Annotated in this window: 25 protein-coding genes and 1 pseudogene; 14 read left to right on the forward strand and 12 right to left on the reverse strand. The window is 37.1% G+C overall.

Annotated elements, in window-relative coordinates; genetic code table 11:
• Positions 1-76 precede the first annotated feature (76 nt).
• A complete protein-coding gene (locus tag AC4BHA_RS03460; protein ID WP_148629941.1) occupies positions 77-1,276 on the reverse strand; it encodes an acyl-CoA dehydrogenase family protein in 1,200 nt (399 codons plus the stop codon).
• 365 nt (positions 1,277-1,641) lie between these two features.
• Here AC4BHA_RS03460 and AC4BHA_RS03465 point away from each other — a divergent pair, with 365 nt between their 5' ends.
• The 6 genes from AC4BHA_RS03465 (at position 1,642) to AC4BHA_RS03490 (ending at position 7,238) form a co-directional block, all read left to right on the forward strand.
• Entirely contained in the window at positions 1,642-3,474 is a 1,833-nt protein-coding gene (locus tag AC4BHA_RS03465; RefSeq protein WP_490558149.1) for a XylR N-terminal domain-containing protein, read from the forward strand.
• Positions 3,475-3,800: 326 nt separating this feature from the next.
• The gene (locus AC4BHA_RS03470; RefSeq protein WP_490558150.1) at positions 3,801-4,577 is read left to right on the forward strand and encodes an MFS transporter; all 777 of its coding nucleotides are present in this window, start codon (positions 3,801-3,803) and stop codon (positions 4,575-4,577) included.
• A gap of 138 nt (positions 4,578-4,715) precedes the next feature.
• On the forward strand, positions 4,716-5,015 hold the full coding sequence (locus tag AC4BHA_RS03475; protein ID WP_490558151.1) for a hypothetical protein: 300 nt from the start codon (positions 4,716-4,718) through the stop codon (positions 5,013-5,015).
• A 328-nt stretch (positions 5,016-5,343) separates the two neighbouring features.
• Entirely contained in the window at positions 5,344-6,306 is a 963-nt protein-coding gene (locus AC4BHA_RS03480) for a fumarylacetoacetate hydrolase family protein (RefSeq protein ID WP_139891638.1), read from the forward strand.
• 12 nt (positions 6,307-6,318) lie between these two features.
• Positions 6,319-6,822 carry a VOC family protein gene (locus tag AC4BHA_RS03485; protein ID WP_490558152.1) on the forward strand — a complete coding sequence of 168 codons (504 nt, stop codon included), beginning with the start codon at positions 6,319-6,321 and terminating at the stop codon, positions 6,820-6,822.
• Positions 6,823-6,887: 65 nt separating this feature from the next.
• The gene (locus AC4BHA_RS03490) at positions 6,888-7,238 is read left to right on the forward strand and encodes a VOC family protein (RefSeq protein WP_490558153.1); all 351 of its coding nucleotides are present in this window, start codon (positions 6,888-6,890) and stop codon (positions 7,236-7,238) included.
• 180 nt (positions 7,239-7,418) lie between these two features.
• Here AC4BHA_RS03490 and AC4BHA_RS03495 read toward each other — a convergent pair whose 3' ends face one another.
• The 5 genes from AC4BHA_RS03495 to AC4BHA_RS03515 form a co-directional block, all read right to left on the reverse strand.
• Positions 7,419-7,622 (reverse strand): transcription initiation factor TFIIIB, encoded by a 204-nt coding sequence (locus tag AC4BHA_RS03495; RefSeq protein WP_139891634.1) that lies wholly within the window; start codon positions 7,620-7,622, stop codon positions 7,419-7,421.
• A 97-nt stretch (positions 7,623-7,719) separates the two neighbouring features.
• Positions 7,720-9,522 carry a S9 family peptidase gene (locus AC4BHA_RS03500; RefSeq protein WP_490558154.1) on the reverse strand — a complete coding sequence of 601 codons (1,803 nt, stop codon included), beginning with the start codon at positions 9,520-9,522 and terminating at the stop codon, positions 7,720-7,722.
• A gap of 81 nt (positions 9,523-9,603) precedes the next feature.
• Entirely contained in the window at positions 9,604-10,017 is a 414-nt protein-coding gene (locus AC4BHA_RS03505; protein WP_490558155.1) for a VOC family protein, read from the reverse strand.
• Between the two features lie 25 nt (positions 10,018-10,042).
• On the reverse strand, positions 10,043-10,519 hold the full coding sequence (locus AC4BHA_RS03510; protein ID WP_066107758.1) for a GNAT family N-acetyltransferase: 477 nt from the start codon (positions 10,517-10,519) through the stop codon (positions 10,043-10,045).
• Positions 10,520-10,535: 16 nt separating this feature from the next.
• Positions 10,536-10,910, reverse strand: a complete 375-nt coding sequence (locus AC4BHA_RS03515; RefSeq protein ID WP_066107761.1) for a VOC family protein — start codon at positions 10,908-10,910, stop codon at positions 10,536-10,538.
• Between the two features lie 172 nt (positions 10,911-11,082).
• Between AC4BHA_RS03515 and AC4BHA_RS03520 the strand changes: the two genes are divergently transcribed.
• Positions 11,083-11,262 (forward strand): DUF4083 family protein, encoded by a 180-nt coding sequence (locus AC4BHA_RS03520; protein ID WP_066107764.1) that lies wholly within the window; start codon positions 11,083-11,085, stop codon positions 11,260-11,262.
• A 70-nt stretch (positions 11,263-11,332) separates the two neighbouring features.
• Here AC4BHA_RS03520 and AC4BHA_RS03525 read toward each other — a convergent pair whose 3' ends face one another.
• Both AC4BHA_RS03525 and AC4BHA_RS03530 read right to left on the reverse strand, forming a co-directional pair.
• Positions 11,333-11,566 (reverse strand): hypothetical protein, encoded by a 234-nt coding sequence (locus AC4BHA_RS03525; RefSeq protein WP_490558156.1) that lies wholly within the window; start codon positions 11,564-11,566, stop codon positions 11,333-11,335.
• A 66-nt stretch (positions 11,567-11,632) separates the two neighbouring features.
• Positions 11,633-12,207, reverse strand: a pseudogene (locus tag AC4BHA_RS03530) (DUF6434 domain-containing protein).
• 545 nt (positions 12,208-12,752) lie between these two features.
• On the opposite strand from AC4BHA_RS03530, the gene AC4BHA_RS03535 reads away from it, so the two are divergent.
• Positions 12,753-13,160: a DUF421 domain-containing protein gene (locus AC4BHA_RS03535; protein WP_490558157.1), complete on the forward strand. Its 408-nt coding sequence runs from the start codon at positions 12,753-12,755 to the stop codon at positions 13,158-13,160.
• Positions 13,135-13,434, forward strand: coding sequence for a DUF421 domain-containing protein (locus AC4BHA_RS03540; protein ID WP_490558158.1), 300 nt, complete (start codon positions 13,135-13,137; stop codon positions 13,432-13,434). Before AC4BHA_RS03535 ends, AC4BHA_RS03540 begins: the two co-directional genes overlap by 26 nt.
• A 165-nt stretch (positions 13,435-13,599) precedes the next feature.
• Here the strand turns inward: AC4BHA_RS03540 and AC4BHA_RS03545 are convergent, their stop codons facing one another.
• On the reverse strand, positions 13,600-13,800 hold the full coding sequence (locus tag AC4BHA_RS03545; protein ID WP_066107773.1) for a cold-shock protein: 201 nt from the start codon (positions 13,798-13,800) through the stop codon (positions 13,600-13,602).
• A gap of 328 nt (positions 13,801-14,128) precedes the next feature.
• On the opposite strand from AC4BHA_RS03545, the gene AC4BHA_RS03550 reads away from it, so the two are divergent.
• Both AC4BHA_RS03550 and trhO read left to right on the forward strand, forming a co-directional pair.
• Complete coding sequence (locus AC4BHA_RS03550) at positions 14,129-15,127, forward strand: acrylyl-CoA reductase family protein (RefSeq protein ID WP_490558159.1); 999 nt, start codon at positions 14,129-14,131, stop codon at positions 15,125-15,127.
• A 213-nt stretch (positions 15,128-15,340) separates the two neighbouring features.
• Positions 15,341-16,306 (forward strand): oxygen-dependent tRNA uridine(34) hydroxylase TrhO, encoded by a 966-nt coding sequence (trhO, locus tag AC4BHA_RS03555; protein ID WP_490558160.1) that lies wholly within the window; start codon positions 15,341-15,343, stop codon positions 16,304-16,306.
• Between the two features lie 118 nt (positions 16,307-16,424).
• On the opposite strand, the gene AC4BHA_RS03560 is transcribed toward trhO, so the two are convergent.
• Positions 16,425-17,144, reverse strand: a complete 720-nt coding sequence (locus tag AC4BHA_RS03560) for an SGNH/GDSL hydrolase family protein (protein ID WP_140461648.1) — start codon at positions 17,142-17,144, stop codon at positions 16,425-16,427.
• Positions 17,145-17,447: 303 nt separating this feature from the next.
• Between AC4BHA_RS03560 and AC4BHA_RS03565 the strand changes: the two genes are divergently transcribed.
• Positions 17,448-17,714 (forward strand): ribosomal maturation YjgA family protein, encoded by a 267-nt coding sequence (locus tag AC4BHA_RS03565; protein WP_490558161.1) that lies wholly within the window; start codon positions 17,448-17,450, stop codon positions 17,712-17,714.
• 42 nt (positions 17,715-17,756) lie between these two features.
• Here AC4BHA_RS03565 and AC4BHA_RS03570 read toward each other — a convergent pair whose 3' ends face one another.
• Positions 17,757-18,383, reverse strand: coding sequence for a histidine phosphatase family protein (locus AC4BHA_RS03570; RefSeq protein WP_490558162.1), 627 nt, complete (start codon positions 18,381-18,383; stop codon positions 17,757-17,759).
• A gap of 188 nt (positions 18,384-18,571) precedes the next feature.
• Between AC4BHA_RS03570 and AC4BHA_RS03575 the strand changes: the two genes are divergently transcribed.
• Both AC4BHA_RS03575 and rarD read left to right on the forward strand, forming a co-directional pair.
• On the forward strand, positions 18,572-19,042 hold the full coding sequence (locus tag AC4BHA_RS03575; RefSeq protein ID WP_490558163.1) for a hypothetical protein: 471 nt from the start codon (positions 18,572-18,574) through the stop codon (positions 19,040-19,042).
• A 122-nt stretch (positions 19,043-19,164) separates the two neighbouring features.
• Positions 19,165-20,076, forward strand: coding sequence for an EamA family transporter RarD (gene rarD / locus AC4BHA_RS03580; RefSeq protein ID WP_490558180.1), 912 nt, complete (start codon positions 19,165-19,167; stop codon positions 20,074-20,076).
• Between the two features lie 512 nt (positions 20,077-20,588).
• Here the strand turns inward: rarD and AC4BHA_RS03585 are convergent.
• Positions 20,589-22,229, reverse strand: a complete 1,641-nt coding sequence (locus tag AC4BHA_RS03585; protein ID WP_490558164.1) for a TolB-like translocation protein — start codon at positions 22,227-22,229, stop codon at positions 20,589-20,591.
• Positions 22,230-22,300: the final 71 nt, after the last annotated feature.

Raw genomic sequence — 22,300 nt, forward strand, 5'->3', positions numbered from 1 at the left:
TTATATTAAGGAACTAAGTACTGGTAAACTATATAAAAAGTTCACTAATAACTGCTTATTTTTCAATAAAATTTACTTAATAACGAACCGCATTAGGTTGTAGACCAACAAGCTGACGCCCATAATTTTCCTGGGTAATAACCGGCGACAATGAACGGTGGGAATGCAATGTAATAAAATCACGAATCAATCGCTGCATTGGGCTCGCATCATATACAAATCCTGATCCACTTGCTGCTAAAATATGTTGTACTGCCTCATTCATTAATTTGTTACTATAGCCGATATCTGCCAGTACTTTTAATCTCTCATCACTTGGCATAATTGTTTTTTTCTCTGCCCATTCATCAATTTTTTTGGCAATATTCATTAAGTAAATTTCGGCTGTTTCGATTTTTAAAGTTGCTTCAGCAATTAATGAATGCGTGCTTGCTGCATCCTTAATCATTTTTACCCCCATATGCTGGGCTGTACGATACGGCAAACTAGCATGAAACTTATCAAGCATCTCTTTTACGACCCCTAATCCCGGCAATCCAAGCGATAAAATTAAACATGGAAACAAAGCAGAATGATATAATGGGATATCCCGTAAATGCTCTGATTGAAAGTTTCCATTTAAAATGTCTACAAAGGATGTACAACGATGATCGGGTATAAAAACATTCTTCATACGGACTGCATTACTACCAGTACCACGAAGCCCCAATGTATTCCAATCATCTTCTATTTCCAATTCACTAAACGGCAGAGTTGCTAGTAACTGCTTTTCAATTTCACCTTGTTCGTTCTTCAAATACATGCCAAAATAACCCCATGTTGCATGTAAAGATCCCGAACAAAACATCCAATGTCCTTCTTCAACGAGGTAACCGCCATCAACCTTTTTCACTTCACAAGAACGTGGCTCATACACTCCGGCAAATAATACATCTTCAGGATCGTTTGCGAAAATCTCCAAATGAGCTTTTTCTGTAAATGATTCAGCCACCATCATTTCTCGTATTGCGCATAAGGAGGCAATCCATCCTGTAGACGCACAGGCTTTTGAAATTTCAACAATAACCTGGCTGTATGTTTGAATACTGACTTCAAGTCCACCATATCGTTTAGGGCGAAGCATTTTGAAAATTTGATTGTCTTTTAATTGTTTAATAGTCGATTCTGGAATTCTGCGAATTTCTTCAGTTTCCTTAACACGTTTGCGAATATCATCTGCAACCGCTTTCGTTTTTGTCATAAGATCCAATTCTGTTTCTTTTAAAATTGTATCCATATGTTCAACTCCTTATCTGAATGTATCTTTAATTTATCAAACCTACTTTCATAAAAGTCTGATTAAATTATTTGAATTTTCAACCTTATTTCCAATAAAAACTACCGAATCATAAATAAAATACAATGGTATTATCTGTATCAGTTCCTCTAATCCCATGGCCTTTCCCCTACCTAATCTGGCATTCCTTCAATCTGGCATATAGAAAAATATCACCTCAAATTTACCGATTATCTTTTAGGCACTTTGCACTAATGGATTTTAGATAAAGTATTTTCAAAATTTTTATAAAATTAAAATTATATCTGCTAATATATACTGTAAGCGCTTCAATTAAGTATTTATTAGTTAGAGGAGGTATTCTTATGACAACAAATTCTACTAATATAGCAGATAAAGAACTTTTTACAACAGCCAATACGATTGGACTATTACGAAAAGAATTAATAGAAACATTAGGTTTGGAGCATGCAAAGATTTTCTTACAGCGTTATGGATGGAATATCGGGGTCACTCATGCCAAAGAAGTAGAACAGCGTCCATTAAGTTTGCGTGAAAAGCTTGATAGCGCATCAGGTTACCATCTCAATTCCGGACAAATTACAGATTTAATCTCCAATCGCATTTTAGAGCTGAATCCCGATGATACGGTTCGTTTTATGCATGCAAAGGGGGTTTGGATCAATTCTTACGAAGTAACTGAACACACCAAATATTTCGGAAAAAGCCAAACCTGTATTTGCCATACATTAGCAGGCTATTCAAGTGGTTACACATCCTACTTAACCAAACGTAAAATCTATATTGTAGAGGTCACATGTAAAGCTAGAGGGGATGATGAATGTGCCTTTGAAATGCGCATGATTGAGAATTGGGATGAAGCAACACAGGCACAATTTAAAAAAATTCACCAATCCCGTATGATTGATGAACTAAACCAGACATATGAACAATTGTATGAAGAGAAAAAACTAACCGAGAAGGTATCTTCATTCCATAACAACTTAACCCTTGGAATCGCCCAAGGTATGCGAATAGAACAAATTTTAGAAACAATCTATGATAATTTAAACGTTCCAGTCATCCTTCAGGATTTAAATTTTAATACCCATCACTTAATTGGAATTACTGAAGAAGAATTAAATGAGTTAACCTTAGATTTTGCCAGCCAGATGCCTCAAACACGTTCAGGGAAGATTTTAATGCAGCATCTTGAGCCGATGCACTCTATTCAAGTAAACTGCGAAAAACATATTCGCCTGATCAGCCCCATAAATGTCCAAAACCAAATTATTGGATATATTTCGTTTATTTATCGGTCAACTGACCATAACTTCAAAGATGAAATGAATTTTCTACAGTGTGCTGCTAATTCCATATCACTATGTTATTTGAATGAAAAGTCGAGCTTAGAAGCAATCGAGAACATGAAAGCGTATTTTTTCGAGCAACTTTTACAACAGCAGTATACTTCCAAAAGCAATATGATTTATCGCAGTTATTTACTCCAGATAGATTTAAATGAAGACTTCTATATTGGAAACTTACGCATTACCAAAAAGGGCATTCCTATTAAAGATTCCATCATGATTAATAAAATAATCCAGTCTTTTACTATTTATTTAGAAATGCATCAAATCCCTATATTTATTACAGAATTTCAGGAAGAAGTGACGTTTTTATTCCCAAAAATTGATAAAACACAAGAAATACTAAGAAATATATTAAAACACCTGCATCGTACATTCAAAAACCATGAATTCCGTATTGGATTAAGCCGGGCTATCCATGATATAGACGATATTCCAGAGGCAAAACGGCAATCCATTACATCACTTAATGTCAATAAAGCCAGTGATATCATTTATTTTGAAGATACAAGTGTGATGGGATCAATCATTAACCAAACTAATAGCTCTATCATTATCGAAATCGCGCAACGTGAATTAGAGCCCATCCTATCATTGAAGCCAAATAAAAAAGAGGAGTTTCTTAAAACTCTTTACGCATTTTTAAACAATTACGGGAATTTGCAACAAACCATGCTGGACTTGAATTTATCCATGAGCGGATTAGTCTATCGAATTCAAAAGCTAGAAGAACTACTACAAAAAGACTTAAGAAATTCCAAGCACTCCTTTGAGTTGATGTTGCTCTTAAACTCTCTAATTATTCTTGGTGAAATTGAAATTGATTAGCTCTCTTTTTTCAATAAATTTTAGTGAAATACGCAGATTTTTATATACTTTCTAAAATAGTCTAATTTACACCTTTATGCTCTTTGCCATATTGATTTTTCGTTATTTAATGGAGTAAAAAACAAATATCTTTTTACAAAATCAATGAATTTTTCCCCTAAAAATCATTGATTTATGCCTCGATTGTCTGTGCTAATATCGAGTGTAATCTAAACGTAAGGAGTTCTGCTCATCTTCATGACGATTATCGCATGAGTTGTTATAACAAGAGGATAGTAGTGAGGCTGCTTGCGTATAGAAATAGTAAAACAGGGGGTTATTAAAAGATGGCGAAGGCAAAGAGTACTGCTTTCTTGAAATTTTTAATTGTTTTAATTGCATTTCAGGACGTTGCTGCCGGGGTTGCAGGATCTATCATGGCCGATTTAATTAAAGCGTTCCCAAACTACAATCCGTCGGTAGTCATGTTAATTGCTACTATCCCAGGATTTTTTCAAATAATACCTTCATTGCTTTATGGGAAACTGGCTAATAAGTACTCAAAACGAGGATTATTATTTACAGGACTAGCCTTCTTCATCATTGGCGGTATCATGCCATTTTTCATTGATAATCTCTTTTTAATTATTGCCTTCCGTGGACTATTGGGACTTGGAGTCGGCATTACATTACCATTATCGGTTGATATTATCACAAGTTTCTTTGATGGTCGTGATCGTGATTTCTTAATTGGTTTGGGAACATCCACAGTTGCATGTATCGGAGCGATTTTCTTCCAGGTAGTCGGAGGTATGCTGGCTGATGCGTACAATTGGCAGTTTGGCTTTTTAGTTTACTTATTCCCGATCTTGATTTTAGCACTCACCTTCTTATATTTGCCTGAGCCTAAAAAACAAGAAGTACACAATGCATCCTTTAAAGAGATCCTGTTCTCTGCACCAAAAACCGTTTATGGTTTTACGATTGGCCAAGTTATCTTCACAGCATTGGTGTTTGGGTATGTAACAAATATTTCTATTATCATCCAAGCGGAAAACCTTGGGAATGCTACGGAGGCCGGTTTTGCCATCTCTTTATTCACCTTTGGTACCTTGGTTGTCTGACTTTTCTTTGGTCCCATGCGCCAACTTTGGCCAAACTTCAATATTCCCTTTGGAATTTTACTAACCGCTGTTGGTATCTTATGGTGTTATTATGCAAACACTTTAATGATGATCAATATGGCTAGTTTTCTTGGAGGAATGGGATTAGGAATTGTGATTCCAGGCGTACTCGCCCGAGTATCTGAATTGTCAAACCTTGCGAAGGGTATTTCCTTTGTAGGATTCGCTGCTGCGGCCCAAGGATTAGGTGGTATTACCAGTTCGTTTATGTACCAGTTTTTACTTAATATAACAGGCCAGGAAAACGGCCGATTCACTCTGCTTCTTGCATCTATTGGCCTATTCCTTTTAGCGATTGCTTGGTCTGCGGTCACGACTCTCATCAAAGAAAAAGACTCACAATCAAACGCAACCTCAAAGACCACACATATTATTTAACGGTAAGTATTTACCTAATTCGAGAATAAAAATGATCTCATAAGGAGAGTCCCTATGAGATCATTTTTATTTTATAGTACTTTATTGCCGAGTGATTCCGTAAATGTGGAATTCCGAGAAAAACGATATTACCAATTCCCTCCAACCTTGGTATTTTGTCCAGTCGCATAATCAGATAACGGTAAGCCAAGTTCTTCCCCCAGTTAGATTGATTCAATGATTTTTACTTAATTTCATTATGTATTTCAATAATTCTTATTCTAGTTAAGTGCCTTTTCTATCATCTACACTTAAACAAACAAATTATTTTCTGGGAGGCTATCAAAATATGGGGACAAAATTACTTCGATTCAAACAATCAGACCGTACATATTGGGGTGTTTTCAGTGAACAAATCCGCATTGTTGAACACGAGGCTGAAACCTTACATGACTTACTATCTAACGGTCGAGAGGCAATTGAGCGGGCAAAACACACCGGAACAATTATTTATACAGATGAAATCACAATCCTATCACCCGTAACAGATGATGCAAATATATTTTGTCAGGGTACAAACTATAGCGTACACCGTGAAGAAGCTGGTTTTACTAAGCAAAAGCCACCATATAACTTATTGTTCACAAAGGCATCCAGTACCTTAACATCTGCCGCTGCTGATATTATTTGCCCAACTCATGTTCAACTATTGGATTATGAAATCGAACTGGGATTAATTATTAAAACTGACATTACTGAGCCCATCCAAATTACAGAAAATAATTTAGTCCATTATATTGCTGGAATAGTGATTGCCAATGATATTTCGGCGCGTGATGTTCAAATTCTGGAACAGCAATGGTTCAAAGGAAAAAGTTATCGTGGTTTTTGTCCGGTGGGACCATATATTTATTTACTCGATGAAGATGAATTTCCTTACTTGAATCAATTGGAATTACATTTACAAATAAATGGTGAAACACGTCAAAGGGTTTTAACTGATCAATTATTATTTAAACCGACGGAAACACTGACTGAGATGTCAGAGATTTTTAATTTAAAAACTGGTGATTTAATTTTAACAGGTACCCCAGGTGGAGTATGTCTTCGTTTAAATTCTGAAATCATCAACCATATTTATGATAATACAATTTCACATCAGGATAAAATTGACCATTTTATTGAAACTCAACAAAACAATGGTTATTTAAAATCTGGAGATATCATGCTTCTCGAAATAAAAAGCACGGATGGTTCCATTGATTTAGGTGTACAAGAAAATAAAATAATACAGGCAGCTGCTGTAAAGTAAAGGGGCGTCCACATGATTCCAGTTTTCCGGTTAGGGTTTGTGACGTTTTTTTCGAAAGATGTTGAGGCCATGGTCGATTACTATATCACTGTTCTCGGATGTAAGCTTGTAGAACGCGGAGGAGACGGAGTTGCCTATATCAGTACAGGTGCAGAACATCATAATATTGTCATTCAACCAAGTAACGAAAGTTTCATGGAAGGAATCGGATGGCAAGTAAATCCTGAAGTATCATTAGAATACGTTCAATCCCTTTTAGAAGAAGAAGGAATCGTAAGTGAGCTTGTCCATGATAGACAAGTTGGAATACCTGAACAATTGCAGTTGCATGATCCGGATGGAAACCGCATTTTTTTATATCATAGTATAGACTACAGCGCTCCCGGATACGCAACATCCGGTATTATTCCTACTAAATTGGGCCACTTATCAATCAGCGTAAAAGATGCGAAGAAAACGGTGGACTTCTACCACCATATTTTAGGTTTTTACAAAACCGACATATACTTGATTTAGCCAACTTTTTAACATGTAATGAAGATCATCATACGATTAATATCATTCAAGGTAAAAAATCGTACATGCATCATATTGCCTTTCAATTACGCAATCCCGCTCATCAATATGACAGCTCTGATATTTTAATGAAACACAATATACCAACAATTTGGGGACCCAGCCGCCATACAGCTGGTCACAATATCGCGTCTTACCATCTAGATCCCGATAAGCATGTCATTGAGTTATATACGGATATGGATAAATACATTCCTGAATTAAATATTTTGGAGCCACGCCCGTGGCACAAAGAATTACCCTTACGTCCAAAAACATGGCAATCCTTCGAACACTGGGAAACACAATTTGGCGATACATTGCCTACAGTTGAAGATTGGAAACAAGATCGCCCTAAGGCTATCTTCCCTATATAAAAACAAACTTAATTTCTGGTACCTCATGAAATGTCCCTATTTGTTGAAACCAGACAAAAAATGCTTGGATCATATAATTCCAAGCATTTTTGATATCAGTAAGTTTATGTTCCCTGGGTTTAAGCGTTGAATAGGGTCAACACTTTATTCAGCTAATTCTTTTCTTTTTAGTCATCTTTCTCAGTAAAGTGTTTCTTTAAATTTCTCCGGCTTTTTTACATAGCCTTCGATGATAAATCCACATTCCGTGCAAATCATGTATTCAATCTCTGAACCTATACTTACTTTATTTTTGGGGTACATGACTCCATATCCAGTATGTTTCCCTATCCCCAGCTCTTTCTCACCACATTGAGGACATTCTTTTATTTTAGAATGTTTCATGTTAGTCCCTCCACTCGAAAATCTCAATTCATTTTCTCCATAAGGAAAACGCCACAAACTGCAGTACATTACTTTTCGCCGTTTGAGAAAATCTAGGCTAGGATTTTACTTCCACAAGACGATGCTCTTCAAAAAAAGCTAAAACCCTACGATACACAGCGATTTCATTCTCCTTTTTAGAAAATCCATGTCCTTCATCCTCCATGACCATATAGGAGATATCTCTCCCCTTTTCCTTAAGAGTCTCCACAATTTGGTCTGATTCCGCCTTTACAACTCTTGGATCTTTGGCACCTTGGATAACAAGCATCGGCTTTGTCATCTGCTCAATATAAGTAATAGGTGAGTCTTCTATCAATTTCTCGCGATCTTTTTCGGGGTGACCTACCCAAGCATCCATCATTGGTTTCCAATCTTCCGGCACTGAATTAATAAAGGAAAATAAATTGGATGGACCACAAATATCTACCACTGCCTTAAAGTAATCAGCATGGCGTCCATGTAAAAGCAATGACATGTATCCACCGTAACTGCCTCCAATTAGGAAGATGTCACCTTTCTTAGTATATCCACGGTCAATTAGCCAATCTAGGCCAGCAATAATATCCAATCGGGCTCCTGCACCCCAGGCACGCTCCACCATTTTGGTGAATGTTAATCCATATCCAGTGGAACCACGGAAGTTAGGAGTAAAAACACTGTATCCATTGTCTAAGGCATATTGAAAGAATGGACCAAAACCTTTCCGTACTGCAGACTGTGGTCCCCCATGGACCCATAAAAGAGTCTCTCCGTTATCATTTTCCGGTTTTGCTTTATATAACAACGCTTCAATTGGAAGACCGTCAAAAGATGGATACGTAACAATCTCGGGTTCTACTATTTCCTCCTTCTGGATACCAGCTAGGGTATTGTCAGTAATTGCGACCCATTCATCCTCACCAATCTGTTTAAATATATTCGCAAGTGTGTTTGAACTCTTTCCGAGCAAATAAAGGGAACCAGAATTAGAAACAACCTTTTTCGTTAGGAGGTCACATGGATGGTTCAATTTTACCCATGCTTGATTCTCAATATGATAGGCGTATAAATAATCCCGCACTCCTTTTTCAGCAGTAATATAGACTATTTTGTTTGTCTGATCGTATGTAAGATTGGTGAAGCTCTCCAGCGGCAATTCTTTAAGCTTAGTAAACTCCCTAGTTTCCAAATTAAAGCTTGCTAAATAAGAAAAATCTGCATCATAATCCGTGATTAAAAAGATCTCCTGATCCGAAACAATCACAGCATCACTTACGGTATGCTCCTTATCAGTTGGCGGAGTCAGCAGGATATGTTCATCCGCTTTTTTCACATAATAAAGAGAATTGGTATTAGAAAATTGTTTGGTATAGAGAATAACGGATTCATCCTCACTCACTTCCGCTAGAATGGTACTGCCTCCGTTCCCATCCAATACTTTCGTCTCTTCACCCGTATTCATTTGTAAGCAATAGCTACTGAGGAAGGACGCATTTTCTTTGGTAGATGTATAGTATAATCGCTCGCCGTCTTTTGATAGGAACGGATGAAAATTACGTGTATTCTCTTGAAAAACTAGCTCCTTCAAGGCACCGCCATATGTCGGCATGGCATAAAATTGAGTATTCTCATCACCGTCATGATCAAAGCCAGCTATAACGAATCTTCCTTTTGGGTCATACAGTAAATACTCAGATGGCTGATCATTGAAGGTCAGCCGATACGGAAAAGCAATAGGCATATTCATCGCCCAAAGATTATATTTTCCACTTATATTGGTACTGATGATAATCTGTTTTTCATCGGGGCTGACAGCAAAATCAATTATAGAAACGGTTCGCAGCAATTGTTCTACATCTGGCTTTGGAAATGTAAACATAGACATACTCCTCATATTCATTTTTTTGTGATACCCAATCAATCTAACCCACATTATGTAAAACATCTGATAGATAACAACTTACAGCAAATAGTTGACCTTAAATCCTGGACTTAATTCACTCCAGACATCAAATACTTGACCATCTAAATCATAAAAAACAAAATTCCGTCCAGGATGCCCTCGATCTTCAATGTTCCCTACCCTTACATTCTTCTCTGTTAATTCCATATGAAGCTCCGTTAACTTTGCCAATCCATCTACTTCAAAGGTAATCGAAAAGCGTTCATTTCCATGCTTATCTATAAAATTAGAACTTTCACCATCTGGTGCTTGAACAAGGAAAAAGCTTTGAGTTGCAAGATTAATAATCGCTTTATCCTCATCTTCATAGCTTAATTCTGCTCCAAGCTTATCCACATACCACGCTGAAGATTCTTTAACATTCCTTACAGGAATATAAGTTGTACCAACTCTTATTAATTTATTTTTCATCCCATCTCCCCTGTAATCAATCTGTTTATTCCCAATCCTTCGCCATAATGATAAATCGATATGATTCTCCTCTTATGTCATTCATGAATTCTCCTACTTGTTGAAATCCTTCTCTTTTATACACTTTAATGGCCCGGTGATTAAAGTCGACTACCGCCAATTCTAAATGGTGATAATGAATAAGGAATCTCCCTTGCTCTACAATGGCATGGAAGAAAGCGGGACCATGTCCTTTTCCAGTCAGAGAGGGCTTCATCTGAATTCCAACTGCCAGTATCTCTGCTTCATACTCATCACTTACATCAAAAAACTCGCAGTTCCCTACAAGCTCCTCACATTCATTTACTACCGATAATTCTCGTTCTTTCTGAACACTTTGCCTAAAGCCATCTATCTTTTCTTGCTGAATCGAATTATCGTAAAACGAATACATATCATCGTACGTCCATGATAAGAACTCCTCTATATCCTCTTCGGTACGTTTTCTTAATAAATACTCCATCTTTTTTGCCTCTTATCTAATTGTATTTAGGTTGCTGCATTTCTTCGTTCATATTTCCAAAGAAGCCTAAACGATTTCCCCATGGATCTGTAAATGTGACCCATTTAACTGGTACGCCTTCACGGGAGTAGATGTCAAAAAAATCAATATGCAGCTCTTCCTTCATTCTTTGTCTTTCTTTTTCTATAGATGTAACCTCAAGCCGAAGCGGACCACTTCCTTCAGCCGGTGTCCCTTTAGCGACTTGCAGCCAACCCCCGGGAATTATCTCCCACTCCACAAAATCAGCATGAGGCACAAAATCTGGTGCCCTGTTCAAAAATACTTCATACCATCTCCTGCCTTGTTCAAAATCAGCCACACGGACCTGATAGGTCATTTCAGCTACCAAGAATATTTCACCCCCTTTAAGAGTTCATAATATTACAAAAATTTTGTATAAAACTTCAGAGGGCAACACACATACATAGTGATAAACGATTTATTTACTCTTAACTTAATAGATTCAAGCGGAAAGTACCTACATCAAAAATGGTATAATATTCTAAAGTGAGGTGGACTTTATGTTGAACATCGGTGACATCATTTTTCAGTTAATCTCAATTTTAGTTGTTATCTTTTTTATTGTTATGATTGTATCTTTCTTTCGTTCTTCAAAAAAACGGAAGGAACAGCTAGATCGAATTGAAAATAAATTAGATAAACTGTCAGAGCAATCAACTAAAAATCAGCTCGGTTTATAAGCCGGGCCTTTATGTTTTTCTTTGCGGGATCATTTTATAAAGCTATTACTAAACAAAACCAAGACAGCTACTAGTTCTTTTTACTCAAATCAAAACGAGTTATTTCTTCTTTGCCCAAGGATACAATTAAAGTTGCCTCCAGTGCGTTCTCACCTTCTTGCAGAATAGTGGAGCCTGTTTCATTTTTATCATTCACAATATCTGCTTCTGCACTGACCAGTTCTAGATGCGTGTTGGTGGAGCAAGCGCTGAAAATGCTGATAACGACAAATAGGAAAGTAAACAACAAACTGAATCGTTTCATGCAACCTCCTTTTTTCCTGCCTATTGCGTTTGATAGGCGGAGAACCATTTTGAAGTTGGAAATTCCTCACACATGGTTAGATGAATAGCGATTGCTGCCTGGGAGCTGCTTGATCTTCTTCCAGGCTTCTACCTCATCTTTGTGCTGCTTCCCTTGATTGTTCGGGTCAGCAAAATAGTCACGGATAAATTGATTGTATTCAAGTTGCGGGGAAATTTTTTTCGTATAGGATGGATCTTTTTTTCGTTTTTCTTCTTCATACCAAGCATTCACCGCCTCACGGTAGGTTTTCCCGACATGATTTTTAAAGTATTCCTGGATGTGGGTAGTAAAATGAAAGGTAGGAATAACCGTTTGAAAAAATGCTCTTACTTCTTGACTGCAACGGTGATTTTCTTTGATGATTGTATGGAGGTTTAAGATTTTTTCGGGTGTTTGTGGTTTTACATAGGCCTTACTGTTCTAATCGGCTTTTTTATTTCCCCTGTTTCAAGAAAGACTTCAATTCGATTGGAGATCTCTATCTTTGAGCCTAAAACAGCAAGTCCATTTTCTCTGCAAAATATTTGCAATTCTTCCTTCACCCAATAAAATTCTCTAAAACTTTGGACACTACTACTTCTAGTAAGCTTAGGTCTCAGTATAATCCACCTCCATATATATCCATTTAATTATAGAAAACTAGTACTTATTTAGCAACGTACATGACAAAAATGAATTTACTAAAATTAACAGGAGAAATATATTAGCCACGATTTTAATTATATGCTATAATCTAGTCAACCTTTAAAACTGTTATACTATTTTATGCTTTACTGTTTCAATTGCCTTGCTCTCTTCGCCTTGAGCAGGGCATTTTTATTTCTTCCACTAAACTACCTTATACCAGCACAAAAGAAGTTGATATACTAAGGTTTAAACCACCTTGGATTAATCCCCCGAAATTCATTTCTGAATATCCCAGTACATCTACCCGTTTTAATGTGGTTTACATTTCACGCCTGTTACACTAATTCTCTCAGCTGTATAATGTTCTACTTTTATATTATGAATAATGGATAATGCCATAGAACCATCTTGGATTAGCAATTACAGGTAATAGCTAATCAAGCATATTCGATGCTTTTTTTAAGCATAATGAAAAGATAAACAATACTGCAGTGTGAGAATTTTGGAGGATAGAAACGTGGATGAGATAAGTTTAAGCTTAATAGCAATAAAGGTACTGGTTGGATTTATATCTATAAACATCATACTCATTTTAACTGGAAGAACCTCCATTTCTCAATTAACACCAATTCATTTTGTTTTTATTCTATTGCTCGATGATTTTTTAGGACGTATCATCTATGAAAATAATGTAAGTATTTTAAAATATCTATATGCAATTGGAATATGGACTTTTTTAATGATTATTTTAGAGTATGCCACTCTTAAGTTTACAAAGATTAGATTTTTCATTCAGAGGAAGCCAGTTCTATTCATTAGAAATGGAATAATTGATTATAAAGCAGCCAAAAAAGCAAGGTTGGATCTAAATCAAATATTGAGCATGTTACGGCAAAAAAGTGTTTTTTTCTGTAAGAGAAGTTGAATTTGCCATATTAGAATCTAATGGGCAAATAAGTATCGCTCTGAAATCTAAATATAAAAATCCAACAATCGAGGATTTAAACCTTACTGAAAAACAAGTCGTGCTACCGCAAACCCTTATTAGCGATAGGAAAATTATACGTGGTAATTTAGCAGAATGTGGATTTGATGAAAATTGGTTGATTAGTGAGTCGAATAATAAAGGTTTTGATTTAAAAAGCATTTTTTATGCTGAGTGGAAAAGTGATGAAGGGATACACATTTCACCTAAATAATAACGCTGTGTATAAACGTTTTCTAGTAGAGATAGATAGTTTTCCGTACAATTTAATTCTCAATCCTCAGGAAATACATACTAATAATACTCATTCAAACAAAGCTTAGACAAAAGAAAAACAGATCCTGTAACCAGGATCTGTTTTATTTATGTGTCGATCAGATTAGTTTTTTTGAACGTTAGTAGCTTGTGGTCCACGTTGACCTTGTTCTACTTCAAAAGTAACTTCTTGACCTTCGTCAAGTGTTTTGAAACCTTCACCTTGGATAGCTGAGAAGTGTACGAATACATCGTCTCCACCTTCGCGTTCGATAAATCCGAAACCTTTTTCTGCGTTAAACCATTTTACTTTACCATGTTCCATTTTTTGTTGCCTCCTAGTGTGCTAACACACAATTGTATTACTATCCTTGCTTTTCGATCGTAAGACGACAATAATTGTTCAACTTTCAACCGCATCAAACAAAAATAATTCTACCTAATAATAACAGGTTCTGAACGGAAGTGCAAACGATTACCTCAATTATTTTTAAATTTTTCTTCAAATCATGATTTTTTTGAAACTCTTTTGCAAGATTATACCTATTAAAGCGATGGTAAATAAAACAAATCATCAAAAATCACTTTTACAAAGAAGGTTCAACGTTCATTATATAATGGTATATAGTGAAGAAAAGGAGCTGGTAAGAATAATGGGTCAAAGCTATAAAGCGTTAATCGTAGATAAACAGGATGAACAAACAGCAATCAAATTTATACAAAAACCGTTACATACCCCACAAAACGGCGAAGTCCTCATAAAAGTAAAATATTCAGGTGTAAATTATAAGGATTGCCTAGCTACAATTCCGAATGGAAATATTGTGACTTCCTACCCGATGGTACCAGGCATCGACCTAGCAGGTACAATTATTTCATCGACTGACACTCGCTTTAAAGAAGGTGATGAGGTAATTGCCACGAGCTACGAAATCGGTGTATCCCGTGATGGAGGATATGCGGAATATGCTTATATTCCTGCTGATTGGGTTGTCTCACTGCCAAAAGGGCTCACTCTCAAAGAAGCCATGATCATTGGTACAGCTGGATTTACCGCTGCATTATCCGTCCAGCGTTTGGAGGAAAATAAGGTAACTCCTGATCAAGGTCCTGTGATTGTTACTGGAGCTACAGGCGGTGTAGGCAGTTTCGCGGTCTCCTTCTTAGCAAAACTCGGATTTACCGTTGAAGCCAGCACAGGAAAATTAGAGGAAGCTGAGTACTTAAAATCAATCGGTGCTGCGAATGTAATCTCAAGGGATGAAGTATACAACGGTAAGGTTCGCGCCTTAGGAAAACAGCGTTGGTCCGCTGGTATTGACCCTGTTGGCGGGGAACCTTTAGCATCTCTTTTAAGCCAAATTAAATATGGCGGTTCTGTTGCTGCCAGCGGACTGACGGCTGGCACGAAGATTCCCTCCTCCGTATTCCCATTTATATTAAGAGGGATTAATTTATTAGGCATTGATTCTGTACAATGCCCGATGAATACACGCCAACAAATTTGGGAACGTTTAGCTACGGATTTAAAGCTCAATCAGTATGAGAATCATATCCAGCAAGAAGTAAAGCTCGAAGAACTGCCAAATGTATTTCCTGTCCTTCTAAAAGGTGAAGCACGCGGCAGAACAATCGTTGTTTTCCCGGATTAAAGAACTCTATTCAACACCAATTCTTTTCAATAGAAGAATTGGTGTTTTTTTATGCACTAACCACCTATCTCTTTATTTTCCAGAGGAAATAAGTTGTTTAATTAGCACATTTTACTAACAATTGTTATAATGTTTTGATGTGTAAGAAAAGTATCTAAAAATCACCTTTTGAATACGTATCTTGCAAATATTAAAAAATAGGTGGTAAGAACCATGACAGAAAACAAACCATACAGAGTTTTGCTTTATTATTTTTATACTCCAATTGAAGATCCAGCTGCATTCGCGGCAGAACACCTTGCATTTTGTAAGGGGATTGAACTGAAAGGCCGTATACTTGTGGCCAAAGAAGGAATTAATGGTACGGTTTCCGGTACTGTGGAACAAACAAATGCTTATATGGATAAGATGAAGAACGATCCTCAATTCGAAGGGATTGTATTTAAAATAGATGAAGCGGACGGTCATGCGTTTAAAAAAATGCATGTGAGACCACGCCCTGAGCTTGTTCATTTATCTTTAGAAGATGATATTAATCCGAACGAATTAACTGGACAGTATTTGAGCCCAAAAGAATTTTTCGAGGGCTTACAGGATGAAAACACAATTGTTTTAGATGCGCGTAATGACTATGAATATGAACTTGGACATTTCCGCGGCGCCATCAAGCCGGACATTGAAACGTTCCGCGAGCTTCCTCAATGGGTTCGTGATAATAAAGAAATGTTTGAAGGAAAACGCGTCCTAACCTATTGTACAGGCGGAATCCGTTGTGAGAAATTTTCCGGTTGGTTAGTAAGAGAAGGATTTAAAGATGTCGGTCAGCTCCATGGCGGGATTGCCACATATGGGAAAGATCCGGAAGTACAAGGTCAATTATGGGATGGACAAATGTATGTATTCGATGAAAGAATCGCTGTTCCAATTAACCAAGTAGAACATGTGATCGTCGGAAGAGATCACTTCGATGGTGAACCGTGTGAACGCTACGTTAATTGTGCAAACCCTGAATGTAACGATCAAATTCTTTGCAGTGAAAAAAATGAGCATAAATATATGCGCAGCTGCACGGATGAATGTCGTGTACATCCTCGCAATCGTTATGTTGTAGAGCATAACTTAACTGAGGAAGAGGTTGCAGAAAGACTGCGTAAACTAGAATTAATTTCAGCTGAGTAATATAATTAAAGGAGACCTTTCGATTGAGAGGTCTCCTTTAATTATACGATTATAACTTTTCATCTGCGGCTATTATAATCACCTTATTCCGCTCTCGAATTCTTCATAATAACCAAAATTATTGTTCCTGCAGTACTTTTTGCGGGGCTAGCTTACCTAAGTTATCATAAATCTCAGCCGCCATAACCTTATAGCCTTTTTCGGTCAGATGAATACCATCTTCACTGATTAAATCCTTTAACTGACCTCTGTTTTTCAGCGCATTCCTTACATCAATCAGGAATACATCCATTTCTTCTGCTATATTTTTTACGGTTCGATTATACTTACTGTGCCAGTAGGCTATTCCCCCCACCTTGCATATCCATTGACTCACTTCTGTACCGAAACGCTTGGATATTGTCTGATAATAGCGAGCCGGATCCAATGGAGGCAGCGTGGTTAAAACCGGTGTAATTCCATTTGATTTTAATTTGGTAATAAGCTCTTTTAAATTATTGGCATACCGTGATAGAGGCACTTTTGGCTGATGCTCGTCATTCGGTTTAGCCGCTACTTCCTTCCAAACAAAGTCACAATCATTCCCGCCAATCCCAATAATCACGTAGGTCGGTTCTTCTTGAATAACATCCTTTTCAAGTCTGGATAAAAGTAAATCAGAGTTATCATTGAAAACTCCCTTATTGATCACTTCTGCCCGGCTAATCTCTGGATTCAATTTATCCTCTGACATAAGCTTTTGTAAATAGGCAGGATAATTATTTCTTAAAATTCTCAAACGACCCTTAACATAGGATACTCCCCTAGTTAAACTATCACCAAAGCATATTAATTTCATAGGCCATCCCTCATATCTCTTAGTAGTTTCTGTGTTGCAAAGCATGATAATCCTTTGTTACTTTAATTATATCAAGAATATTTCAAAAATTACTTGATAGATGTTTATAATCTTATAGATTAAAATTTGCCGTTATAAAAAATAGTAAATGAGTGAATGAATATGAATCCAACCAACCATATAAATAGATTCTTTTATTTAGCAGCCATTACTCTATGTATCATTCTCGGATTAGCTTCCCGTATATATAGTTCGATCCTGCATACTTTTGTAGCTCAGCATGCCGGAGATGCTTTATAGGCAATGATGGTCTATTTTGGGTTTCGATTTCTTTTCGTTCAAAAGAAACCATTTACTGCTTTTTGGTTCATCGTCCTATTCAGCTTCGGGATTGAATTCAGCCAGTTATATCAAGCAGCATGGATCAACCAAATACGAAACACAACCATCGGGGCTTTAATCCTCGGTAAGGGATTTCTGTGGATAGATCTATTGCGGTATACACTGGGTATTATGATGGCAGTAATCATAGATTGGTCGAAAATAAACTCTATTAAAACAAATAAATGATAAATTCAATCAGCCTACCTTTCCTCTTCTGATATAGACATCCTATATAATAATCTGTCTATGTGATAAATCCCCTTCCAGGACGATGTTAAAACCATCTTCCTCTATCTTTACAACAGTAAGACTCGTATCATGGATAAAAGGAGGATCCCATAGGCTCTCAATAGAGGTGTTTTTGAAAATAGAATAGAAGCATTTTATGACAACGGAGTGAGTAACAATCAGGATATTGCCTGATTCATATTCATGCTGAATACGATTCAATATGTTCACCGCCCGTTCTTTAACTTCTACAAATGTTTCCCCTTTTACAGGCTTATATAAATGGGGATTGTTCCAGAAAGCATCAAACTCGTCTGGATAGGCAGCCTCGATGACTCCTTGTGTTTCTCCCTCCCACTCTCCCATGTTAATTTCTTGTAGATTTTCATCAAAGGCTAGCGGAATATCCCGATTACCCATAATATATGCTGCTGTATCTGCCGCTCTGCCACTCGGGCTTGAATAAATAGCAGTTAAATTAATATCCTGCAGTCCTTTGCCCAGTGAGATCGCATTTTGGACACCCTTTCCTGTTAAGGGTGAATCTAATCTTCCTTGTATTCTTTTCTCCGTATTCCAAACTGTTTCTCCATGTCTGGTTATATAAAGTGTAATCAAATTTTCCATCCCCCCTAAATCAACACTATTCTGTATTCTTTATAGTACCGCCGTGCTATTCTTGCAGATTCCTTCCTGGAAGTAATTCCACTTCATTTATTCTATCCTCCATTGCCAAACCCCTCTTTGAGCCAAAAATAATATGTAACCATCCATAACTTAAAATGGTATTATTAGTTTATTATTTCGTATGGCATATGCACATGAATCTTGAATTAGCCGCTCTATCCAAATTCTTTATTGAAACCGAATTTAAAGTAATCGATAGCGAGACGAGCGAGCAGGAGGTCATCGAGTGGTGGAGGGAAATGACTGAGGAAGGACATGAAGGTATCGTCATTAAGCCTGAGACTTTTATCGATAAAGAACGAGGCAAGCTGTTGCAGCCCGCTATTAAAGTAAGAGGCAGAAAATATTTATCGATTATTTATGGGATGGATTATTTATCCCCCGCTAATCTAGCACGTTTGAAAAATAGAAACACCTCCAAAAAACAAAAATTGGCGTTACGTGAATTTGTTCTCGGAGTAGAAGGCATTCGCCGTTTTGTCAACGGAGATTCCCTGCAGCGCGTACATGAATGTGTCCTTGGCACACTCTCTCTCGAATCAGACCCGGTCGATCCAAGGCTGTATGATACAGAACGAAGGAAGATGAACCTGTTGTGATTGACAGGTTCATCTTCCTTTAGGTAAAACAATAATGATAACTATACAATTAATATTTTCGTTTCATCCGTTCAGGAGTATAATAGGTTGATATGAAAGCTATAGTAGAAAGAAGTGTAAGCATGGAGAATCAAGCAAAAGAAAAAAAGCTCGGCATTTTAGCTGGTGGCGGAGCTTATTTTTTATGGGGATGCCTACCGATCTATTGGAAATTAGCCGGTAATGTATCTGATTTGGAAATCTTGGCACACCGTATTTTATGGTCCTTTGTGTTTATGGTGCTGCTCGTCTTTTGTTTCGGAAAGTCGAAGGATGTTTTTGGGGAAATCACCACCATCCTTAAACAGCCTAAATTGACGTTAGCAATCACCCTAGCAACCCTATTAATCTCAGCAAACTGGTTTATCTTTATTTTTTCAGTCAATAGCAATAATATTTTATCCGCCAGCATGGGCTATTATATTAACCCAATTGTCAATGTGATACTGGCAACCATCTTTTTAAAGGAAAGACTGAGCAATGGCGAAAAGATAGCTGTTTTATCTGCGGCAATTGGTGTGATCATTCTGACATGGAGCCAGGGCTCAATCCCATGGCCTGCTATATGCATGGCAATGACCTTCGGATTATATGGACTCATTAAGAAAATGGTTCAAATCAATCCGTGGACAGGCTTAACACTCGAAACGATGATCATTGCACCATTCGCACTCATTTATCTGTTATTCTTTGCTGAGCATTCCTTTTTATCATACAGTACCCAAGTTGATTTAGTTCTTATGGGAGCGGGGATTGTAACCGCAATTCCGTTATTGCTGTTTGCCGAAGGAACGAAACGAATCAGTTATACGATGATTGGATTTTTACAGTATTTAGCTCCAACCCTCATGCTAGTGATGGCTGTCGTGATCTACGATGAAACATTCACCCTTATTCAAGGCATATCATTCCTGTTTATCTGGATTGCCTTAATCATTTATACAGCATCCAATCTGTTCAGATCCGCAAAGAGCAGAAAAGCTGTAGCGAATTAATGTATTTCGTATGGATGGACCGGTGGAGGAAACATCTTAGTTTCCTCCACCGGTTTTTTCGTTTGTAGCGTAAGGCGGCTTAACGTGTGTCTCTGTTGCTGGCTAAATAATGCGCCAGATGCTATTTTTTCATTGAATTCAACGAGGGATGCTAACTAGATTGCCAGTTTCAAGAGGTAATTCTCTCTATTAGGTGATATGGAATCAAAGATTTCAAGCAATCGAGCCGAATTCTATTGTAATGGAGCCGATTACGAGAATAATAGAGCCAAACTCAGTCTTAATCAAGCCGACCTAGACTATAATTGAGCGAAAACAGCCAATAATTGGGCCAACCCTCATTTTTATGAGCGAAAGTATAAGCAATCGAGCGAAAATTTTACCCATTGAGCGTGCATAACAGTGATTGAGCGAATCTATCAAACTATACACTAATTACTCTTACACCACAAAAAAGAGATGTCGATCAGCCCCCGAAAGACTAATCTAAACATCTCTTTTCATGCTGCTACTTAAAAATAAGCAAGTTGATATTGTTCATAATACTGCTCAAGTTCATCCACAGTAGTTTTATAAAGAGGAAGCGGGTCGGATTCATCTCCATCAAAAATAAAGTCTAAATCCTGTTCGCTTACTTTTTTGAACATGAAGGATGTATCCTCCACATCTGTAATCACTGTAATATATTCAGAGTCGGAGTCTTCTATGTTCAGTTCCAATACAAGCTCTTCCTCTTCATCATACATGACAAGATACCCCATATTACGATCGGCACCCGTAATGATTTCGAAAAAGTATGGACCATATTCCTCTCCATACCCATCCAACTTCTCCTCTTCCGTGCCCTCTACTCCCCAAATACCGTCTATATCTGCGAGAGATAATGTCTTGCTATAGACCAGCTGATTACCGTAATAAATCCTCGTATAGGAATCAGCATGGTCAAATGTCTGTAGTTCATCCGTGTCATGAACACTTACGGATTTTATTTGGCCATCCTCGGTATTGTAAACGACATGGTCCACATAGGACACGAAACCGGTGACATCATCCGCTATTTTCTTTCCATCTAGAATTAAAGAATGATTAGCAGATAAATAAATAATTTTATCATCTACAATGGACCAGCAAAGCCGGCTGCTGGAATCCATCATCACATTGGGGGCAATTTCCTCAGGAACACCTGAATCTTTTACTTTATACATCGCCTGTGTCTCATCTAAATAATAGATATCATCATTGAGTATAAAGAAGTCCACAACTCCCTCTGCGAGTAAATCAGATTTCTGATCTTCCATCTGCTTCATAAGCAATTGCTGATTTCCATTTAAATAAATATAGGAATCTTCCTTCATTTCATAATCGAGAACATCAGAAGCAACTCGAACAGGTTCATTTTCACTAGATAGGCTGTAAAGCTCGCCTATATCACCCTGATAATCTGCTAAATAGGAATAGTGTCCAGAATCATCAACCTGAAATCCCCCATAATCATGGCTATCTGCATGAAGATGGACATTCTCAGTCTTTTCTAAATCCCTGATGTATAATTCACCATCATCCGTACTGATAAGTAACCTGGTACCACCCTCTGATTCCTGGAAATTAACCACCTTTGAAGCGATTTTTTCTTCACCGCTATCTTTTGCAAAAACATATAAATCCATATTTTCATTGGTATAGAATAATCGTTTACCGTCTATGGATAATCTGTATTGGACAATATCTGAACGGATTTTCTGTGGTTTACTCTCATCAAAAATCACGTATAGCTGATTATTTTCCTCAGTCAAATACGCAAGAGTGCTTTCATCAAAGGAAAGCAAATACGGTATTCTACTGGAAGAAACCTGTTTAGCTATTCTTTTTTTCTGCCCATCTTTATAGCTATACAAATCATCGTTACCATTTATATACATGAGCCCGCGATGCTCATCCCGATAATGAATCGTATCCTCCCTAACATTTGAATCAACCTTTTCGATATCAGACTCATGCTCTTTCATATACAGGTCCGTACCTTTTAACATAATATACGCATCATCATTTACTTCATGCTCCCGATAAGTGGAAGTACCATTCTTGTCCGAACAACCTGTAAGAACAATCAATAAGCATAGAGAAAACAACATCGATGGTATCTTAATAGCCAAAGAACTCCCCTCTTCCAAATATATTAATAGATAAAAAAATTATATCATAATAATAATTATTATTTTAATAT

This window comes from Pradoshia sp. Z3_51 (assembly GCF_058215915.1).

What these genes read in the sequence shown, in the direction of transcription:
- AC4BHA_RS03500 (WP_490558154.1), bottom strand. Translation starts at nt 9,522, where the DNA reads ATGTTTACATTTCCAAAGCCAGATGTAGAACAATTGCTGCGAACCGTT.
- AC4BHA_RS03550 (WP_490558159.1), top strand. Translation starts at nt 14,129, where the DNA reads ATGGGTCAAAGCTATAAAGCGTTAATCGTAGATAAACAGGATGAACAA.
- AC4BHA_RS03505 (WP_490558155.1), bottom strand. Translation starts at nt 10,017, where the DNA reads ATGAAAAATAAATTAATAAGAGTTGGTACAACTTATATTCCTGTAAGG.
- AC4BHA_RS03575 (WP_490558163.1), top strand. Translation starts at nt 18,572, where the DNA reads ATGCACATGAATCTTGAATTAGCCGCTCTATCCAAATTCTTTATTGAA.
- AC4BHA_RS03480 (WP_139891638.1), top strand. Translation starts at nt 5,344, where the DNA reads ATGGGGACAAAATTACTTCGATTCAAACAATCAGACCGTACATATTGG.
- AC4BHA_RS03485 (WP_490558152.1), top strand. Translation starts at nt 6,319, where the DNA reads ATGATTCCAGTTTTCCGGTTAGGGTTTGTGACGTTTTTTTCGAAAGAT.
- AC4BHA_RS03525 (WP_490558156.1), bottom strand. Translation starts at nt 11,566, where the DNA reads ATGAAACGATTCAGTTTGTTGTTTACTTTCCTATTTGTCGTTATCAGC.
- AC4BHA_RS03495 (WP_139891634.1), bottom strand. Translation starts at nt 7,622, where the DNA reads ATGAAACATTCTAAAATAAAAGAATGTCCTCAATGTGGTGAGAAAGAG.
- AC4BHA_RS03475 (WP_490558151.1), top strand. Translation starts at nt 4,716, where the DNA reads ATGGGATTAGGAATTGTGATTCCAGGCGTACTCGCCCGAGTATCTGAA.
- AC4BHA_RS03560 (WP_140461648.1), bottom strand. Translation starts at nt 17,144, where the DNA reads ATGAAATTAATATGCTTTGGTGATAGTTTAACTAGGGGAGTATCCTAT.
- AC4BHA_RS03570 (WP_490558162.1), bottom strand. Translation starts at nt 18,383, where the DNA reads ATGGAAAATTTGATTACACTTTATATAACCAGACATGGAGAAACAGTT.
- rarD (WP_490558180.1), top strand. Translation starts at nt 19,165, where the DNA reads ATGGAGAATCAAGCAAAAGAAAAAAAGCTCGGCATTTTAGCTGGTGGC.
- AC4BHA_RS03565 (WP_490558161.1), top strand. Translation starts at nt 17,448, where the DNA reads ATGATGGTCTATTTTGGGTTTCGATTTCTTTTCGTTCAAAAGAAACCA.
- AC4BHA_RS03545 (WP_066107773.1), bottom strand. Translation starts at nt 13,800, where the DNA reads ATGGAACATGGTAAAGTAAAATGGTTTAACGCAGAAAAAGGTTTCGGA.
- AC4BHA_RS03460 (WP_148629941.1), bottom strand. Translation starts at nt 1,276, where the DNA reads ATGGATACAATTTTAAAAGAAACAGAATTGGATCTTATGACAAAAACG.
- AC4BHA_RS03465 (WP_490558149.1), top strand. Translation starts at nt 1,642, where the DNA reads ATGACAACAAATTCTACTAATATAGCAGATAAAGAACTTTTTACAACA.
- AC4BHA_RS03520 (WP_066107764.1), top strand. Translation starts at nt 11,083, where the DNA reads ATGTTGAACATCGGTGACATCATTTTTCAGTTAATCTCAATTTTAGTT.
- AC4BHA_RS03510 (WP_066107758.1), bottom strand. Translation starts at nt 10,519, where the DNA reads ATGGAGTATTTATTAAGAAAACGTACCGAAGAGGATATAGAGGAGTTC.
- trhO (WP_490558160.1), top strand. Translation starts at nt 15,341, where the DNA reads ATGACAGAAAACAAACCATACAGAGTTTTGCTTTATTATTTTTATACT.
- AC4BHA_RS03470 (WP_490558150.1), top strand. Translation starts at nt 3,801, where the DNA reads ATGGCGAAGGCAAAGAGTACTGCTTTCTTGAAATTTTTAATTGTTTTA.
- AC4BHA_RS03490 (WP_490558153.1), top strand. Translation starts at nt 6,888, where the DNA reads ATGCATCATATTGCCTTTCAATTACGCAATCCCGCTCATCAATATGAC.